The sequence below is a fragment of the Dendronalium sp. ChiSLP03b genome, from assembly GCF_034531165.2.
GTDB lineage: Bacteria > Cyanobacteriota > Cyanobacteriia > Cyanobacteriales > Nostocaceae > Dendronalium > Dendronalium minutum.
The window spans coordinates 1-18,322 of sequence record NZ_JAVRBR020000090.1 but is presented as its reverse complement, the minus strand read 5'-3'; the positions used below and the strand labels follow the sequence as shown (position 1 = coordinate 18,322).

The following is an 18,322-nucleotide window of genomic DNA, read 5'->3' as shown; positions in this document are numbered from 1 at the left end:
TGCCACTTGACGAATTGATATTTTCTCCTGAATATGTGCTGCAACTATTTTTTCTCGGAGATCGATTGAATATGCTTTCATGAAAAGATATTATTTTTCTTCTTACTAACTGTACCTCATAACAACGGGAAGTGCTGTATTTGTCTACATTGGTTCGCAGATATTTGGGGCTGTAGCAGCCGCAGGAGTTCTCGCTTTGATTGCTACCGGGAAACCTGGATTTGACCTTGTTAAAAGTGGTTTTGCAGCCAACGGTTTTGGCGCACACTCTCCAGGTGGTTATTCGCTGACAGCTTGTTTCATTGCTGAATTGGTGCTAACCTTTATCTTTTTAACGGTCATCCTAGGTGCTACAGATCGCCGTGCGCCCCAAGGTTTTGCTCCAATTGCGATCGGTTTAACGTTAACATTGATTCACCTTATTAGTATTCCTGTAACTAATACATCAGTGAATCCAGCCCGTAGCTTAGGCCCAGCAGTTTTTGTTGGTGGTTGGGCATTACAGCAGTTGTGGCTGTTCTGGTTAGCACCAATCTTAGGAGGTGCATTTGCAGGATTCTTCTACTCTCAAGTACTAGAAGCACCAACACCAGAAAGGCAGTTATCAGAGGTTATTTGATCTGTGCGTTAATAGACAAATTAACCGATTGCTATACAGTTTTAAGAGTTAGGAGTATTGACTAAAATCGCTCCTAACTCTTAATTTTTACGGCATTTTTATATTGATTGAACTTAATCTTTTCTCAAACTACAAGAGATGTTTGTTATTGCAAAGCCAAAAGTATTACACCACTCCCCACTCTCCATTAAGTGTGGAATATCACAGTTACCAATGGCAGAAAAGCCAATAGAAAAGCATTCCAATACTGCCAATTGAGGTCAGGGTCTGGTTGTGGTGGTGCTAATAACGCTTCTATTCTCTGTTCTAAGCGATCGCCTACCCCAGGAACACCCAACCCAGCACAGCAAATTTCTGTTGATACTACATTTGTGCTACTCACAGACAACAAAAGTGATTCTGCAAGCAACAGTGGGTCTACCTGTGATGCGGCGTAACTATCAGCGCGTAATTCTCGCAAAACTAACAGTTCTTGCCACAAAGGTTCTGTATTGGGCAACCAAGCGGTGCAGGAACGCACCCAACCCAGCCAGAAAAACCAAAATGTGTCTCGGTAATTGTAATGTCCTTGTTCGTGGGCTAAGACGCTGCCTACATGGTCTAGAGAGAGAGTTTGCAGTAATCCTTGGCTCACGACTAGTTCTGGCTGCCAAAAACCAATTTGTCCGGCAAATAGCGCCCCGGTGTTGAGTAACCTAACTTGTGTACCCTCAAGATTAACCAAAGGACAGTCACGCGCAGATTTCACAGACTGCCAACCTTGGAAAGCCAGTTTAATGCATAAAAAGGCGAAAAAAGAAAGAAAAAGTAATGCTAGTACATAGCTGAACCAGCCAGTATATACCCCGCCCATTTTTCCTTGTGGCCCCATGAATATTAGGGCGATCGCAGTCATGAAAATAAGCAATGGCGGGAAGAGAAACAAAAATAGCGATCGCCGCCACCGGACATTCCAACTACCTTGGGAATTATTAAAAGAGCATCGCAAAATCCAAGAAACTGCCAAAGCAGTCAAAATCATGATTAGATGCATTATTGTTCCTCCCTGGCTTGCCTTGCAGCTTGAATGCGTTTAGCGATCGCTTCTATTTGTTGGCTGCTAGCTTCATCCAAACTATCTGCAAAAGCAGCGATCACATCAGGATTGCCCACAGCCAGAAATCGCTGTAACTGCTCGTGTGCTTTGATTACCTGTGCTTGCTGCTGTGTGAGTAATGGTCGCCAATAGAATGCACGCCCTTGTTTATCGCAGGCTAACCAACCTTTGTCAGTGAGACGACGTAAAACTGTGGTGACAGAAGTGTAAGCTAATTCTCGGTTGGGGTCAGACAGAATGCGATCGTGTACATCTTTGACTGTAACTGAACCCAGTTCCCAGATGATATTCAAAATTTCTGCTTCCAACGGGCCTACAGACAGTTGTTTCGGGCGGTAGTCGGGTAAAGGTGCCATAAAGTCAGTTGTCAGTTTTCAGTTGTCAGTTGTCAGTTGTCAGTCGTTATTCTCCGCGTCCCCGCGTCCCCTGGTTCCCTCATCTCCCCTGCTTCTTTTTTTAGATTACCGTTGTTTGTGTTCATTGGCATAAATCTCCCGACCTAGGATAATAAATACTCTTGCATAAGAATAAGAAATACCTTGGTTTAACTGTGATTATGGTGAATAACACCAATTAAAATGTAATCTCAGCAATAGTATTTAGAGCAGGTGTATCCAGCGCGTGAAGCTATTTGTATACCATACTCCGGAATTGACTCCCAATGGTCAAGTTCCTGACTGCGCGATCGCAGTCGATGTCTTGCGAGCCACTAGTACAATGGCGACTGTCTTGGCAGCTGGCGGCGAAGCTGTGCAAGTCTTCAGCGATTTAGACCAACTCATGGAAGTTAGCGAACAATGGCCCGCCCAAAAACGTCTGCGAGCAGGAGAACGCGGTGGCGCTAAGGTAGCTGGTTTTGAACTGGGTAACTCTCCCCTTGACTGCACGCCAGAACTGGTGGAAGGGCGACGCTTGTTCATCAGTACTACCAATGGCACCCGTGCTTTACAAAGAGTACAAGACTCGCCAGTTGTACTAGCAGCAGCTTTTATTAACCGAGCAGCAGTAGTGCAATACCTTTTAGAAAAGCAACCAGAGACAGTGTGGATTGTCGGTTCCGGTTGGGAAGGCAGTTTTTCTTTAGAGGATACAGCTTGTGCGGGTGCGATCGCTCATAGTCTTGTAGAAAAATCCCAGTTGTCACAAGATGATTTGGCTGGCAATGATGAGGTAATTAGTGCGATGGCTCTTTATTCACAGTGGCAAGATAATTTATTGGGATTATTTCACCAAGCTAGTCATGGCAAAAGACTGTTGCGCCTTGAATGTCATGAAGACTTAGAATATTGTGCCAGCACTGATATTTTAGATATCTTGCCCATTCAACGAGAACCGGGGGTTTTAAAAAGTCAATAACTAAAAATAATTTTTGATTTTTATGCTAGAAAACCCCTGGTCTTGATGCCAGGGGCGATAATTTGAGAGCAAAACTGAGTGGATACCGATATTAGCCAGCGCTTGCTAAGAGTAACTCTCGTTTTTCTGATTTTCTGACTTTCACTTGATTGTCATCATCAACATCAACAATGGCTGTATCTCCATCGCTGATTTCGCCAGAGAGCATTGCTTCGGCCAGAGAATCTTCCAATAGGCGCATAATTGCCCGGCGTAACGGTCTTGCACCGTAGCTAGGGTTATAGCCTTCTTGTACTACAAGCTCTTTGAAGCGTTCGGTAACTTCTAGGACGATTCCTTTTTCGGTCAAGCGGCTAGCAACATCACGAAGCATGATAGCTGCGATTTGCTTGACTTCATCCTTAGAAAGCTGGGTGAAGACGATAATCTCATCGACACGGTTGAGGAATTCCGGACGGAAGTAAGTCTTTAGTTCCTCATTTACTAAGTTACGAATGCGGGTGTAACTAGCTTCGGCTTGATTATCAAACTCAAAGCCTAAACCACCACCACCTTTTTCAATCACCTTAGAACCAATGTTAGAAGTCAAAATAATCAAGGTATTCTTGAAGTCTACTTTGCGACCTTTGGCATCGGTGAGGTGTCCGTCATCCAAGATTTGCAGCAGCATGTTGAATACATCAGGGTGTGCTTTTTCGATTTCGTCGAACAGCAACACTGTGTATGGTCTGCGCCGCACAGCTTCGGTAAGTTGTCCACCTTCGTCGTATCCGACGTAACCAGGAGGCGAACCAATCAACTTGGAGACGGTGTGGCTTTCCATGTATTCAGACATGTCGAGGCGAATCATGGCTTCTTCGGAACCGAAGAAATAAGCTGCCAATGCTTTCGCCAATTCTGTTTTACCGACTCCGGTAGGGCCGGAGAAGATAAAGCTAGCAATCGGACGGTTAGGACTCTTTAACCCAACTCTGGCACGACGGATAGCACGAGATACGGCAGTAACTGCTTGCTCTTGACCAATTAACCGCTGGTGAAGCGTGTCTTCTAGGTGTAACAGCAACTCTGACTCAGATTCAGTGAGTTTGTTAACTGGTACGCCAGTCCAAGAAGCCACGATTTGAGCAATGTCTTCCTCGTCAACTACAGGGATTTTGACGGTTTGCTCGGTTTGTGACGCAGATTGTATTTCTGCTTCGAGTTCTAATTCCTTGTCGCGCAGTTCTCCAGCTTTGTCAAAATTTTGGAGTCTGACTGCTTCTTGCTTGGCTTTGGTTACGCCAGCTAGTTGACGTTTCAGTTCTTTGTTATTAGAACCATAAGAGTTCCGCAGACGAACGCGAGAACCAGCTTCGTCAATTAAGTCTATTGCTTTGTCTGGCAAGAAGCGATCGCTAATATAACGATCTGACAACTGCGCTGCTGCTACCACAGCGTCATCAGAAATTTGTACTTTGTGGTGCTGTTCGTAGGCTCCACGCAAGCCATAGAGAATATCAATGGTTTCCTCTACAGAGGGTTCGCCTACCAGAATTGATTGGAAACGGCGCTCTAAGGCTGCGTCACGCTCAATGTGTTGACGATACTCGTTAAGGGTGGTCGCACCGATGCACTGGAGTTCTCCCCGTGCCAAGGCAGGTTTGAGAATGTTGGCTGCATCTAAGCCGCCTTCTGTACCACCAGCACCAACTAGGGTATGTACTTCATCAATCACCAGAATGATGTTGCCCACAGAACGGACTTCATCGACGATTTTCTTGATACGTTCTTCAAAGTCGCCACGGAAGCGAGTCCCAGACACCAACAAGCCCATATCAAGACTGATAACTTGCTTGTTCAGCAACATATCCGGGACATCTTGGTTAACAATGCGTTGAGCTAGACCTTCTGCGATCGCGGTTTTACCAACCCCTGGTTCTCCAATCAATACAGGGTTATTCTTTGTCCGGCGACCAAGAATTTGAATGGCACGCTCGATTTCTTTTTGACGACCAACTACGGGGTCGATTTTGCCTTCTTGTGCTAACTTAGTGAGATTTCTGCCAAACTCCTCTGTAGTTAGTGCTTGGGTGCGTCTCGGTCCACTACCGCCTACCAGCACAGATGGATCTTCACCTAAACGACGAACTACAGCGGTGCGGACACTCTTGAGGTCAACCCCTAAATTTTGCAGCACTTTGGCGGCAACACCTTCACCAGCTTCGGTCAACCCCAAGAGTAAGTGTTCGGTGTTGATGTAGTTGTTTCCCAGACTATGAGCTTCTTTAAACGATTGCTCGAAGAGGCTTTTAACCTTAGGAGTAAAAGGAATTTCTGGTGGTACAAAACCAGAACCTCTACCAATAATTTTTTCTACTTCGCGACGTGCTTCTTTGAGAGTAACGCCCAATTCGGTCAGCACTTTGGTAGCAACCCCAGTTCCTTCTCCAATTAAACCCAGGAGAATTTGTTCAGTCCCTACGAAGTTGTGTCCCAGGCGACGTGCTTCCTCCTGAGCTAGCATAATTACTTTAATGGCTTCGGAAGTGAAGTGTTCAAACATAATGGGTTATTGCTCCCTTGCTGCTTGGACTTTGGGTGAGCTAAAATTCACCCTCATTTAAACTTTCTTGTATTTTCTTAGAGCTAATGTATCTTTATTTAAAGTTGAGTGGCAGTGGTGAGAGCCGTATTAGCTCAGGTGTAGTTGCCGTCTGCAACGAGTCCTGAGTGCGGAGGAGTGCCAGGTCTTGCGCCCACACTGCCGGATGCTGAGTGAGTTAAGAGTAGTAAAATTGACGAGTAAGTGTTCAGTGTTGAATATTTTTCCTTGGCTGTAGACTACACTAAAAACGCAGAACTCAAAACTCACGACTCACCATGACTGAAGCAACCGGAGGCAAAGATCAACAACATCCACTTTACAATCGCGATCGCCCCCTAATTGATATTTTACTCTCTCAAGAGGCAACAGACTATAATCTAGCCGAATTAGCTAGGCTGCGAATTCGTTATCAAGGCTTTCCAGGTGCAAGAGATATCCAAAAAGACCTAGATAAAGTCTTACAGCAATGGGGACTGACAGAAGCCCAATTATTTGAAAAAACACGCCAAATCCACGATGTTGGCGGAATTTACAAAAGTCGTGGCAAAAAAGAAGAACAAGATTGGAATTAGGGCAGAAGGCAGGAGGCAGAAGGTAAGAGTTATTCTATTTATCCCTGCGTTCCCGCGTCCCTGTGTCGGTCTACATTCGTTTCTCTAAGTATTGTCCAATCATCTGTTCTTCTCCAGCGCGGGAAATTATCGTTTGCCGGGTGCGGTATTGCGTGCCGATTAGTTTCAGTTCTTCCTCAAATACGTTCCCGCTGTACTCGGTTCGCAAACACATGGTTTTAGGGTCGCGCATGGAGAATTGAGCAACGATCGGTTTGGAGGTGGAAAATCCGCGATCGCGATACAATGCTGTTCCCAAAACTCCAAATACAGTTGAACCTGTGGTTTGCTTAGGGCTGGGGCCGATATAGTTGCTTTCCCAAGTTGTCAAAACCCCGCATTTCAGCATCGTTTCATCTGCCATTTCATGCAGACGCGCTAACTGAATCAGTTCCTTATTTCCCTGTTCCAGAAAATGCACGGCGATCGCACTGACTACTTCCTGCGTTTCACCATCTTTGAGGGTGTAGTAGCGACGTTGCGATCGCCAGTTGCCTTCCGATTGCCGGAAAAACTCTTCCACCAAGGATTCTGGTGATAACTGGACAATTGGAGGCTGAAACTTCATAAGCAATTAAACCTCTTTGATATGCACACCTACAACAAGGTATTTGTGTCAAGTTCTATTCAAGATATCTTTACATTTTCTCATATTAATTTATGGTAGTGTATCTACCTGATGTCAGGATTGTGACAAAGCTGAGCGATCGCCACAAAGAATTATCGCAAGTGTGATTTCAAATTTGACTCAAACAGCCTTCCAGCCCTTTTTCAGTAATGCTAGGAAGGTTGCATACCCTTTAGAAAACTCACGCGGATCGGGCAGAAAGTACTCTGGAAACTCTTCATATGGCCGCCAAGGCTCTGACGGATCGTGCCGTAAGTGTAAAGCGGTATCTGTTGCTCCTTCTAATTTCCAGGTCATTTGACCATCTGTAGGTATCTCACTCATAACTTTTCTTAAGAAGAATACGGGTAAATATTAGCTCCTCAAAATTCTGACACCCTGACAGTAAATTTCTGTAAATATCGATACAAATGCTCTAGACATTATTGCTTGATTATTATAAAGAGCATTATTACTAATTACACTATATGCTTCCCTCAATCGGGAATACAGTCTCTCAAGATGTACTTTTCTACTCTTCCTAATGACAATAAAGTTGCTCGTGCATCGAACTGAGGACGTAGCGCTGGAGTTTGCAAGATTTAAGTAGTTAAGCTCAAGTGCTAGTACTGTTTTTGTTGAAGTATGTAATTGAGAAGCTAGTAACGGGACAATTTAGATCGAATTCAGCAGATGCGATCGCATAAGAGCTAGACAAAAAATCCTACAATTTAAGGAATATTTAGGTGAGGAAAGACTGCAACAACTGTCTCATAGATGTAGCTTGCACATGATTAGGGAACACAGCTAAAAAGTCATTCAGGTCTTGGATTGCTATTTGGATTGCTATACGGATATTTAAGGAAGCACCTTGAGATAAGGTATACCGATACAACTGCTCTGCTGGTTGATGATATTGGGCAGTCAAATAGTAAAGAGCTAAGTTAAAACTATTACGCCAGTTTTTAGCATCTTTTTGGTAATGCTCTTTAGCAAGCTTGATGGCAAGGGCCAAATCAGCCCGTGCTTTGTCTGGTTGGTTTAGGGCTAGGTAAGCTAAAGCGCGATTATACAAATACCAATCATAAAAAACCTGACGGGAGTTTGGAAACCCACTGGTTTCAGGTCTCTGAGGGAAAACGACATCAGATTTTAAGTTAACAGCACGATTGAAATCTGCAAGAGACTCATTGTAGCACTTAAGCATCAGATGCGTATAACCTCTATTTATCAGCGACCAGTCATCTTTGGGATCGAGTTCAATAGCACGGTTTAAATCTTGTAGTGCTTCACTGTAGCGCTGCATTTGGCGATAAGTATAACCCCGACGACCCAGCACCCATTGGTAATTATGGTTAAGTACAATAGGGCGGTTTAAGCCTTGTGGTGGTGCTTCATGGTAGCGTTGCATTCGTCGGTAAATAAAACCCCTAAATCCTGTGGCTGGTGTCCATTGGTAATCGACATCAAGTTCAATGGCGTGGTTTAAGTCTTGCAGTGCTTCCTCATATCGGTGCATATAGCGGTAAGTATCGCCTCTACTTGCGATCGCCCATTGATAATTAGGGTCAAGTTCAATGGCGCGGTTTAGGTTTTGCAGTGCTTCCTCATATCGGTGCATCAGGCGGTAAGTTACACCCCGATGTGCCAGCGCCCATTGGTCATTAGGGTCAAGTTCAATAGCGCGGTTACAGTCTTGTAGTGCTTCATCATATTGGTACATCAGGCGGTAAGTCACACCTCTACTTGCGATCGCCAATTGATAATTGGGGTTAAGCTCAATAACACGGTTAAAGTCTTGCAGTGCTTCTTGGTAACGCTGCATTTGGCAATAAGTCATACCTCGAACTGTTAAATATTCAACTTCTTCAGGCACTAACTTTATCGCTTGGGTTAAATCTTCTAAAGCTTTTGAGTATTGATTAGATTGAAAGTAAATATAACTACGCCAATCTAACGCTACTGCACGCCATTTGTCCTCAAGGCTAGCATCGCTCAAAAGTGTCGTGAGCATTTCAGCCGCAGCTTCATAACGTTTGTCTTCATAGGCTTTTAACCAATTGGCTAGTTGCTCCCCCCACCGCTGAACTTCAGCAGAATCAACATCTTTACCAGCCTGAAGCATTGTTGCTGCCCAATGTTGAGCAAAAGTCCGTTGATTTTTGAGAGCAGCAAGGAATTGATTGAGAGCTACAGGTAATTGCTTTTGTGGTGATTGGCATAAGCGATGGTACAAAACGTTGAGCTTATGGCTTTGCCAAGTTTTATCCCGCCAGGCTTTTACTTCGTCTAATTGCAATTCGTTACCTAGTGTGTCGTAATAGTCTGCCAACTGACTATGTATCTCAGCCCAACCTTGCGGCGATGAAAGACGCTTGTGGCGTAACATTTGCGTTTTCACAACATCATGATAAGCCCAGCCATCGGTACGTTCGTTGACAAAGGATGTTTCTTTAAGCCAAGTAAATAGCTCATCTGCTTCTTGTTCTCCCCTTAACTTGGCTATAACATCTCGATTCAAACACCGAGGAATAGCAGCATCAAGCGCCACTTGTCGTCGCTTGGGGTCATCAACCCATTTTAAAAATCTTTCTACAGCACTACTGCTAGGCTCAAATACTTGGTTGGGGTTATTAGGATGAGCATCTGCCAACATTCCTACCAGCAGGGGTAAATTTCCAGCAAGGCGTAAAATCACTTCTACAACCTGACTGTTTGTAATTCCTTTACGAGCTAGATATAGTTGGGCTTCTTCATCTGTAAATGATTCCAAAGGAAAACGAATTATTAATCCCTCGTAGGATGCCCAATAGTTTTTATCTAATTCTTGCCGGCCGGCAATAGTTATTAATATATTGAGAGGTACTGCACCGTAGCGACCCTGTAGAATTTCCTGTAGCCAGTTATCTAGAAATTCTCCAGTGCGTTCGTATGTATCAAAAAACAAACCAACAGTAGTTTTCTCAGCAATTTTAGAAATATCTTGCAAAAACAGAGGAGTCAACACCTCTACAGGTTCTTGAACTAAGCGAACTTCATTTTTATTTGTTAATTTCTTCGCTACATAAGATGCCCATTCTCCAGCTTGCGTAGCCACAGCATCTTCGTCTACAAAATCAAATACAACACCGCTAACGGGAACTTGACGCGCCAAACGCACACCAGTTTTGACAACAGTTTTTCCGACAAAAGCCGAAAACCCTTGAGGAGCATCTGGATCGGTTTCTAATTCCTGGCGCTTTTGACGGTAAACTTTGTAGCGTTCAGTAAACTGCGTTAGTTTGTGACCTTGCTGTTCCAACTCCTCAGCCAGACGGCCCATAACTTCTGGCACACTTTTTTCAGCTTCATCAATGTAAGCCGTGACAACTTTTGCTTCTTCAGCAATTTTGCGAAATTGCCGTAACAGCGTACTTTTACCAACTCCACCTTGACCCCAAACATTAAACAAAAAACGACGGCGATCGTCTTCTAAGGGCAATTGCAAATTTTGGCGGAATTGGTTTACCCGATCTTCACGACCCACAAAACTTGATTGCTGACGCTGCTTAAGAATATCTTGTAGACTCTTGGGCTTGTTTTGCGGGTTCATTACAAAGTTCAATCTTGAAGTGCAAATATTTACAGAATAACTACTAACTACGCACGCTGTATTTCGGAATTTATTCCAATTAATTTTAAGTATTTTTTTGTGTATAAGCTTGATTTTAGAAGTATTTGCCTCAAAACTCGGAACTACTAGCTCAGAACTCGGAACGTCGAGCCTGGAACTCGGAACGCCAAGCTCAAAACTCAGAACTCCAAGCTTGGAACTCGGAACGTCGAGCTTGAAACTCGGAACTACTAGCTCAGAACTCGAAACTCGGAGCTTGGAACTCGAAACTACTAGCTCAGAACTCCAAAATTTAAGCTCTGAACTCGGAACGTCAAGTTTTAGACTCAAACATCCAAGCTCAGAGCTAAAAATTTTAACTTCTACGGTTGTGCAGAATTTTTCTACACTTTCGATGCTTGCGATTGCGCTTTTCGAGGTTTACGAGCAAACCTGCGCCCCATATCGTCAACCATAGATTCTAAACCTGTGCCTTTACTGCTGGCTTTGGCATAATTGTAAACCATTAACCCCGCTGCAAATGCTTCACTACCCACTGCTAGATAGGTATCATCTACCAGCTCTTGCAGTTGCGTTAGAGATAACAACACTGGATACAAAGCCTCAAATAGCTCAATATCTCGACGCATTTCGTCCACATCAAATGACCGGGGTAAAAAGTCAGGGTTTTGCGTTGCTACCTCTAAGGCTTTGCTGACAAATGCCCGACTCTTGTCACCCATTTTGGGTAAAGTTCTACGCTCCTCTGTTGTTAAATCAATTAAAAACGGTAACTTGTCTTTTATAGTAGCGATCGCATCCATCACAGCTTCCCGATTTGCTAGGGTCAGGCTAGCACTGATCTGATTTTCTGGCATTTTTAATACTTCCTTAGAAGATTTAAATTCAGTATTCTCAAAGTTAGAGGTGCGATCGCTAACACCAAAAGGAATACTAAACAATAATCTGTGAGCAATCCTATGAAACAAATTAAAAATAAAATTACGAATAAATTAGACCGAATATTAGTATCCTTAATTCCTTATATTGTGAAGTGGCAAGAATATTTGCAAACCAAGATTAGAGAATACAAGCATCAAGAACTCAAGCGCCAATTAAAATTTGTGGGTTCGCTTGTTCGGTTTAAGCAAGATATTCGTATTGACCATCCTCAAAATGTTTCTCTTGGCAATAAAGTCTACATCGGGACAAATGTTTTATTAGATGGTCGTGGCGGGATCGCAATTGGTGACAATAGCACAATTGGATTTAACGTTGTGATTCTATCTGCAAACCATGATTATCAAAGTAATGCTCTACCCTATGAACATGCTGTTTATATTCATAAACCCGTTGCGATCGGTCGCAATGTTTGGATTGGAGCAAATGTATTGATTGTTCCCGGTATTACGATTGGAGACGGAGCAATCGTAGCAGCAGGTACGGTTGTCACTGCCAATATTGAACCATTGGCAATTGTCGGCGCTCAACCTAATAGAACAATTAAATATAGAGATAAAGAACACTATGAAAAGCTTGCCAGCAAGCAAATCAGTCAAACTGAAGTAAGCTAAAGCAGATTAAAGATGCATAAATACTCGTTAACGGTTGACGGATGACTGTTGACTCAGTCCTCTTAATTGTTAATTACTGCAATGCAATCAATTTCTACCAATACATCTTTTGGCAAACGCGATACTTGAACACAAGCACGCGCTGGCGCTGTATCTTCAGGAAAATATTTAGCATAAACCGCATTCATTGCGGCAAAATCATTCATATCAACTAGAAATACAGTGGTTTTGACGACATTTTCAAAGGCTGCACCCGCTGCTGTCAGGATTGCTTCTAGATTAGCCATTACCTGTTCGGTTTGCTTGGCTACATCATCAGTGTAAAGGACATCACCCAGACGGGGATCGATCGCAATTTGTCCAGCCACAAATACCATTTGACCAAAAGCTGCGATCGCTTGATTATATGGCCCTACAGGAGCCGGCGCTTTATCAGTACGAATTACTTGACGAGTCATAGATATTACTTGTTCTAACGATGCTTCCTGCTTACCGATTTCCGCTTGTGAAGCGATCGGTTTGTAAACTTCTCCATCAGGCATTATCGCACCAGTTAGGTCAGCATCTTGAAAGTTTACTCCATAGATATTTGCACCAGTTAAATTTGCCTTCTTCAGATTTGCACCATCAAGATTTGCCATCATCAAGTTTGCATCTGAAAGACAGGCTCTTTCTAAATTAGCTCCTTGCAGACAGGCTTTATTAAGGTTTGCTTGTTTTAAGGAAACCCTAACTAAATCCGCATCAGCTAAATTCACCTCTGATAAATTACATTTCTCTAAAGTAACTCCCCGAAGTTTAGCTTTCTGGAGATTTGCACCAGAAAAATTTACTTCAATTAGCTTTACCTGAGTAAAGTTTACTCTAGCCAAGTCAGCCCCACTAAGATTTGCATTACTCAAATTTGCATAACTTAAGTCCGCATCACTTAAATCTGCCCAACTAAGATTGATTGAAGAACCCTCTATTCCACTCAAATTTGCATTTGTTAGAGATGCTCTACTAAGGCTGGTACTATTAAGCTTTGCCCGAGTCAGGGTCGCTTCACTCAAATCTGCCCCATTCCAATTTGCACTAAATAGGTCTATCTCACTGAGATCTGTACCTTTAAGGTCTATGCCTTGACGATTTCCTTTATGAAACTGCCGTGTTCCTGCGGCATACTTCTCCAAAAGTTCCTCAGCATCCATAATGCACTTTTAAATACTTCTGAATCAGTATAATCACAAAAATTTTGCGTCACAGGTATTCCACTCTCTTCCTCTGCGCCCTCTGTGCCTTTGCGGTTCGTTCCCTAACCCAACCTCGGACGTATCCCATAATGCCGATACCGCCAGTAATCCCGCAAAATGCGATCGTGGTCAAAACATAAATTCCCAGGCACGCGCCAAGACTCAAAAATGCCTACACTCTTGGCATCATCTCCCGCCTTTGGTTCTCCTGTCGCCGTCGCCAAAAACACAATGCTGATGGTATGCTGACGGGGATCGCGATTGGGGTCAGAATACACCAACAATTGTTCAATCAACTCCACCTGTAAACCCGTTTCTTCTTCAGCCTCTCGCCGCGCCGCTACTTCCACTGCTTCACCATAATCCACAAAACCACCGGGAATTGCCCAACCCAACGGGGGATTATGTCTCTCAATTAACACTATTGGTCGATGTGGTCGATCCACTAATTCAATGATGATATCAACCGTCGGTGCAGGATTTCGGTAAGTCATAGTCAGTTAACAGTTAACAGTTAACAGTTAACAGTATTTATTACGTCTGATACAACTGATAACTGAATACTGTTCCGTGGTAAATTCGATGCGATCGCGTAGCGTGTCGTTTAGACAATTGCTTCTTCCTATACTTCAAGTTAAATATGCCTTTTTCTAGATCCAGCGGCATTTTGCTGCATCCTACCTCTTTTCCCAGTCGCTTTGGTATTGGAGATTTAGGCTTAGAAGCCTATAAATTTATTGATTTTCTCGAAAAAAGTTATCAAAAAATTTGGCAAGTTTTACCCTTGGGGCCGACTGGGTACGGCAATTCCCCGTACATGTGCTACTCAGCAATGGCAGGAAATCCCCTGCTGATTAGCCCGGAAAAACTACTAGATGAAGGTTTGTTAGCCGAAGAAGACTTTGCTAATTTACCAACATTTCCCACAGACACAATAGATTTTGAGCGGGTTGCACCAATTAAAATTGAGCTGCTAAAAAAAGCCTGCGAGAACTTTAAAACTAAGGCATCGCCTATCCAGCAAAAAGAATTTGCGGGTTTTTGTGACAGCAAAGCTTATTGGCTGGATAATTATGCCTTATTTATGGCAATCAAAGATGCCCAAGATGGTGCTAGCTGGCATACCTGGGAACCAGAACTCGCCAAGCGCGAACCAGAAGCGTTGGATCGGGCACAACGGCAACTGACTACAAGTATTTTTTATTACAAATTCATCCAATATCAATTTTTCCGACAGTGGTCAGAGCTGAAGAGCTACGCCAATATGCGTGATATAGAGATTATTGGCGATATTCCTATCTACGTAGCTCACGATAGTGCTGATGTCTGGGCGCATCCCGAAACCTTTCGCTTGGATGAAGAGACGGGAGAAGCTGCATTAATGGCGGGAGTCCCACCAGATTACTTTAGCGCTACGGGTCAACTGTGGGGCAATCCAGTTTACAACTGGGAGGAACTGCAAAAACAAGACTTTAAGTGGTGGGTACAGCGTTTTGAGGCGATGCTGGATTATGTAGATATTATTCGTATTGACCACTTCCGAGGGTTTGAAGCTTATTGGGCTGTAAAACAAGGGGAAGAAACCGCCATTAATGGAGAGTGGATTGAAGCCCCTGGAGAAGAATTGTTTGATGCGATTAAACAGAAATTAGGCAAGCTACCCGTCTTAGCGGAAGATTTGGGAGTAATTACGCCAGAGGTTGAAGCGCTGCGAGACAAGTATGAATTTCCTGGGATGAAAGTTTTGCAGTTTGCTTTTGGTTCCGATCCCGGTAATCCATTTTTACCGTTTAATTACCCGCGAAATGCAGTAGTTTATACCGGAACTCACGATAATGATACAACCGTAGGCTGGTTTAATACAGCTGGCGACAGTGAAAAGCAAAATTTATTGCTTTATTTGGGTTGTATCAGTCCTGAAGGCATCCACTGGGATTTAATTCGCCTAGCTTTGAGTTCTATAGCCAATCAAGCGATTATTCCTTTGCAGGATATTTTAGGTTTAGGAAACGAAGCACGCATGAACTTTCCTAGCAAAGCTGAAGGTAATTGGGCGTGGTGCTATCAGCCGGAAGTATTGACAGAGGAAATAGGCGATCGCTTCAAAATTCTCACTCAACTCTACGGACGCGCCCCTCAGAAGGAATGAGAGCAGGGGGAGAACAGAGGCGGAGAGTGGGAGACGCGGTGAGGAAGTCGGAGTCTTGAACGCCAGTTGCTTCAAGCCGGGGAACCCGTCCAACGCAGTGGCTCCGCTTCCCGTCGAGTCCGAACTTCCGAACCCGTTCGACGAAGTCGTTCCCGAAGGGTAGGGGGACGCGGAGAAAATTCCCTCTCCCTGTCCCCGCGTCTCCCTCTTTGCGTCTTCTTCCCAATCCCTCAAGACTCAGGTCTAGCAGCAATCTTAACCTCTTCCACTTTCCCCGGTTCTCCCATTTGCTTGGCTTCTTGCTGATTGACGCTCATCAGCACACCACCAGCATTATCAGTTTTTACTGTCAACTGTTCTTGGGCTTTCCAAACACGGTGAGTTCCCTCTGGCAGAACACCCTCAAACTCGGTTTTGCCATCGGCTACTACACGAATCCAAGATGAGGATTTCAAGGTAACACCAATCTGTACTGACTGATTGTCTTTGAGACTGTTGAGTGTATCGCTAACAGGTTGGACTTTTGCTGATGATTTAGTGTGAGTTGGGTCTGTTTTTAAATATGTCTCTTGCTGTGGATTGCTTTGGCTATTGCTTGCTCTTAAGGCCGCATTGTTCAGTAATTGAGACAAGCTACTGACAGAGCATACGATTACGAATATATAAAGTAAGTACAGATGAAGAGGACGCAATTGACCCATGAACCTAATTTTGCCAGCAGTTTTGGGGATCGCTGGTAAAGAAGCGACAGGAAAATGGCTAGCAAATTCTACTCCGTTAAGGCCTAGTGCGTCAGCAAATTGTCTAATCAAACCTTGAATATAGACTGGTTCTGGCAGATCGTTTAAATTACCTTCTTCGATCGCCACCAACAACCGTCGAGGAATCTTGGTCAAGACTACCATTTCCTCTAGAGATAAACTCTTCTCTTGACGCGCAGCCCAAAGTTGAGCGCCCATTTCTGTCAACTTTTGGGCCCGTTGTTGTTCTAATGAAATTACTGGCGGCTCATTATCTTTTCTCTTTAGCCATTTCATGCCTTTTCTACTCTCCTTACCTCAGCTGAATCTTTAATAGGTATTTGCTTTATCTGCTTTTGCAAAAAGCGAATTTCATCTTCTTTTAATGAACGATAGCTACCTTCATTTAGAAAGCCCGCTTTTGGCATTTGTAATTGAATTAGACCTATAGCAGTTCGATGTAGCTTAATAACTGGATATCCTAACTGTTGGGCTACTCGGCGAATCTGACGATTTCTTCCCTCCTGCAACACGATTTCTAAACGGCTGTTTTCAGCAAGACTTTCTATCAGGCGCACCCTGGCTGGACGGGTTTTTCTCCCATCTAAAACAATACCCTCACGCCACATTTCCAGCGCTGCCTTAGAAGGATGTCCTTTTACCAAAACAAAATAAGTTTTAGGGATGCTGTGACGAGGATGGGTGAGTCCAAATGTCAGATCCCCATCGTTGGTCAGGATTAATGCTCCTGTAGACTCTGCATCCAGACGACCAACAGGGTGAATACCCGTACCCTCACGTAATTCTTTGGGAAGTAAATCCAAGACAGTCTTTCTTCCTTGAGGGTCATCGCAAGTGGAAACCACTCCAGCCGGTTTGTGCAGCAACAGATATATTAAAGCCGGACGTTGCTGAGCTGATACTAGCTGACCATCAACTGTAATCGTATCTCTTTCTGGGTCAATTTTTTGACCTAAATGTGCTAATACCCCATTTATCCGCACGCGCGATCGCCGAATCATTTCTTCAGCTTCACGCCGTGAGGCAATACCCAGGTGAGCAAGAACTTTTTGTAACCTAGCCTCCATGTGGAAATTACTGTTAATTATTTGAACTTTAGCTAATAATTATGATATTTGCATTTTGTGTTAAGTAGCCATAAATGTTACATTTAAAGCTTACTTAAGTTCTGTCGCTTGCTGAGTACATAACCATCACAAGAGCGATCAAATGCCAGAAGACAATTCGCAAAAAAGTTCCAAGAAGATAAAGCTCATTACCAACTTACTTACAAAAGCGCTCAAGCTATGGTTGAGAGCGCAAGTCAGTCAGGTATCTCAGCTGGAAGTGGAAATTAGAGCCAGCGATCGCCAAATTCTCTCTGGTTGCATTCCTTGGGTATCTATTTTTGCCAGTCATGCTGTCTATCAAGGCCTCCATCTTACACGAATTCAACTTGTAGCAGAAAATATTCAAATCAATATAGGTTCAGTACTCAAAGGTCAACCGCTACGACTGTTAGAAACAGTGGCAGTTTTCGGCGATCTCATCGTGGGAGAGAAGGATCTCAACAATTCCCTCTCATCTGAACTATTATCGACTGCTTTAAATGATGTGCTGGTTAAACTTTTACCAGAACACTGCCCAAAATCCAAGCCTATTTCTTGGCAAAAAATTACCCTTGACAATAATCAAATAATTATGCGTGCCATGTTAACACCCCCAAGTGAAGCTACGCATCTGGATATTTATTTAGGCTTAAAATTACTCAGTGGTCAAGAATTACAACTATCGCAGATTCAAGTCAAGCAAAATGAAGTACCCCTCTTAGAGGGTAATCATAGTTATAATTTCTATCTTGGCTCAGATGTCGATATTGAAGAACTTAACTCGATCCCCGGTCAACTATTATGTCGTGGACGGATTAACGTTAATCCCTAAAAATTAAAAATATTTGTCAGTTGTCAGAAGGCAATAGACAAGAGTCAGTGGTTATTCTTCGCGTCCCCCGATCCCTCTTGCCTTATACCAATTCGTAATTCGTAATTCGTAATTCGTAATTAAGAAAGTCCCATTTAGTCTAGGTTTCTGGGTTTGGATCTGTATCATTATTTTTGGGAAATAGTATTACTATAACAGCGGCAATAAAAGTGTCACAAAAT

At 43.5% G+C, this 18,322-nt stretch carries 16 protein-coding genes and 1 pseudogene; 6 read left to right on the top strand and 11 right to left on the bottom strand.

What is annotated here, in order from left to right:
- Nucleotides 1–130: 130 nt before the first annotated feature.
- Nucleotides 131–619, top strand: a pseudogene (locus RMY31_RS21350) (aquaporin); the annotation flags it as partial.
- Nucleotides 620–806: 187 nt separating this feature from the next.
- On the opposite strand, the gene RMY31_RS21345 reads toward RMY31_RS21350, so the two are convergent.
- Together RMY31_RS21345 and RMY31_RS21340 are read right to left on the bottom strand one after the other, a co-directional pair.
- Complete coding sequence (locus tag RMY31_RS21345; RefSeq protein WP_322659344.1) at nt 807–1,652, bottom strand: M56 family metallopeptidase; 846 nt, start codon at nt 1,650–1,652, stop codon at nt 807–809.
- Nucleotides 1,652–2,071: a BlaI/MecI/CopY family transcriptional regulator gene (locus tag RMY31_RS21340; protein ID WP_214433586.1), complete on the bottom strand. Its 420-nt coding sequence runs from the start codon at nt 2,069–2,071 to the stop codon at nt 1,652–1,654. The genes RMY31_RS21345 and RMY31_RS21340 overlap by 1 nt, the downstream gene beginning before the upstream one ends.
- Before the next feature lie 265 nt (nt 2,072–2,336).
- Here RMY31_RS21340 and RMY31_RS21335 point away from each other — a divergent pair, with 265 nt between their 5' ends.
- Nucleotides 2,337–3,071: a 2-phosphosulfolactate phosphatase family protein gene (locus tag RMY31_RS21335; RefSeq protein ID WP_322659347.1), complete on the top strand. Its 735-nt coding sequence runs from the start codon at nt 2,337–2,339 to the stop codon at nt 3,069–3,071.
- Nucleotides 3,072–3,162: 91 nt separating this feature from the next.
- Here RMY31_RS21335 and RMY31_RS21330 read toward each other — a convergent pair whose 3' ends face one another.
- Nucleotides 3,163–5,613 carry an ATP-dependent Clp protease ATP-binding subunit gene (locus tag RMY31_RS21330; protein WP_322659349.1) on the bottom strand — a complete coding sequence of 817 codons (2,451 nt, stop codon included), beginning with the start codon at nt 5,611–5,613 and terminating at the stop codon, nt 3,163–3,165.
- 317 nt (nt 5,614–5,930) lie between these two features.
- On the opposite strand from RMY31_RS21330, the gene RMY31_RS21325 reads away from it, so the two are divergent.
- Nucleotides 5,931–6,227, top strand: coding sequence for a DUF3288 family protein (locus RMY31_RS21325; protein ID WP_322659351.1), 297 nt, complete (start codon nt 5,931–5,933; stop codon nt 6,225–6,227).
- Between the two features lie 70 nt (nt 6,228–6,297).
- Here RMY31_RS21325 and RMY31_RS21320 read toward each other — a convergent pair whose 3' ends face one another.
- From RMY31_RS21320 to RMY31_RS21305, 4 genes are all read right to left on the bottom strand, one after another.
- The gene (locus RMY31_RS21320) at nt 6,298–6,834 is read right to left on the bottom strand and encodes a phycobiliprotein lyase (protein ID WP_322659353.1); all 537 of its coding nucleotides are present in this window, start codon (nt 6,832–6,834) and stop codon (nt 6,298–6,300) included.
- Between the two features lie 180 nt (nt 6,835–7,014).
- Nucleotides 7,015–7,218 (bottom strand): hypothetical protein, encoded by a 204-nt coding sequence (locus RMY31_RS21315; protein ID WP_322659355.1) that lies wholly within the window; start codon nt 7,216–7,218, stop codon nt 7,015–7,017.
- A 397-nt stretch (nt 7,219–7,615) separates the two neighbouring features.
- Nucleotides 7,616–10,465, bottom strand: a complete 2,850-nt coding sequence (locus tag RMY31_RS21310) for a tetratricopeptide repeat protein (protein WP_322659357.1) — start codon at nt 10,463–10,465, stop codon at nt 7,616–7,618.
- A gap of 404 nt (nt 10,466–10,869) precedes the next feature.
- The gene (locus RMY31_RS21305; protein ID WP_322659479.1) at nt 10,870–11,343 is read right to left on the bottom strand and encodes a hypothetical protein; all 474 of its coding nucleotides are present in this window, start codon (nt 11,341–11,343) and stop codon (nt 10,870–10,872) included.
- A 102-nt stretch (nt 11,344–11,445) separates the two neighbouring features.
- Here RMY31_RS21305 and RMY31_RS21300 point away from each other — a divergent pair, with 102 nt between their 5' ends.
- Nucleotides 11,446–12,039, top strand: a complete 594-nt coding sequence (locus RMY31_RS21300) for an acyltransferase (protein WP_322659360.1) — start codon at nt 11,446–11,448, stop codon at nt 12,037–12,039.
- A gap of 62 nt (nt 12,040–12,101) precedes the next feature.
- Here RMY31_RS21300 and RMY31_RS21295 read toward each other — a convergent pair whose 3' ends face one another.
- Together RMY31_RS21295 and RMY31_RS21290 are read right to left on the bottom strand one after the other, a co-directional pair.
- On the bottom strand, nt 12,102–13,229 hold the full coding sequence (locus RMY31_RS21295; protein ID WP_322659363.1) for a Rid family detoxifying hydrolase: 1,128 nt from the start codon (nt 13,227–13,229) through the stop codon (nt 12,102–12,104).
- A gap of 104 nt (nt 13,230–13,333) precedes the next feature.
- Nucleotides 13,334–13,765 carry an NUDIX hydrolase gene (locus RMY31_RS21290; protein WP_322659365.1) on the bottom strand — a complete coding sequence of 144 codons (432 nt, stop codon included), beginning with the start codon at nt 13,763–13,765 and terminating at the stop codon, nt 13,334–13,336.
- Between the two features lie 146 nt (nt 13,766–13,911).
- Between RMY31_RS21290 and malQ the strand changes: the two genes are divergently transcribed.
- The gene (malQ, locus tag RMY31_RS21285; RefSeq protein WP_322659367.1) at nt 13,912–15,420 is read left to right on the top strand and encodes a 4-alpha-glucanotransferase; all 1,509 of its coding nucleotides are present in this window, start codon (nt 13,912–13,914) and stop codon (nt 15,418–15,420) included.
- Between the two features lie 230 nt (nt 15,421–15,650).
- Here malQ and RMY31_RS21280 read toward each other — a convergent pair whose 3' ends face one another.
- Nucleotides 15,651–16,457 (bottom strand): RodZ family helix-turn-helix domain-containing protein, encoded by an 807-nt coding sequence (locus RMY31_RS21280; RefSeq protein ID WP_322659368.1) that lies wholly within the window; start codon nt 16,455–16,457, stop codon nt 15,651–15,653.
- A complete protein-coding gene (locus RMY31_RS21275) occupies nt 16,454–17,248 on the bottom strand; it encodes a pseudouridine synthase (RefSeq protein WP_322659370.1) in 795 nt (264 codons plus the stop codon). The genes RMY31_RS21280 and RMY31_RS21275 overlap by 4 nt, the downstream gene beginning before the upstream one ends.
- A 142-nt stretch (nt 17,249–17,390) precedes the next feature.
- On the opposite strand from RMY31_RS21275, the gene RMY31_RS21270 reads away from it, so the two are divergent.
- Complete coding sequence (locus RMY31_RS21270; protein ID WP_322659372.1) at nt 17,391–18,101, top strand: DUF2993 domain-containing protein; 711 nt, start codon at nt 17,391–17,393, stop codon at nt 18,099–18,101.
- Nucleotides 18,102–18,322 lie beyond the last annotated feature (221 nt).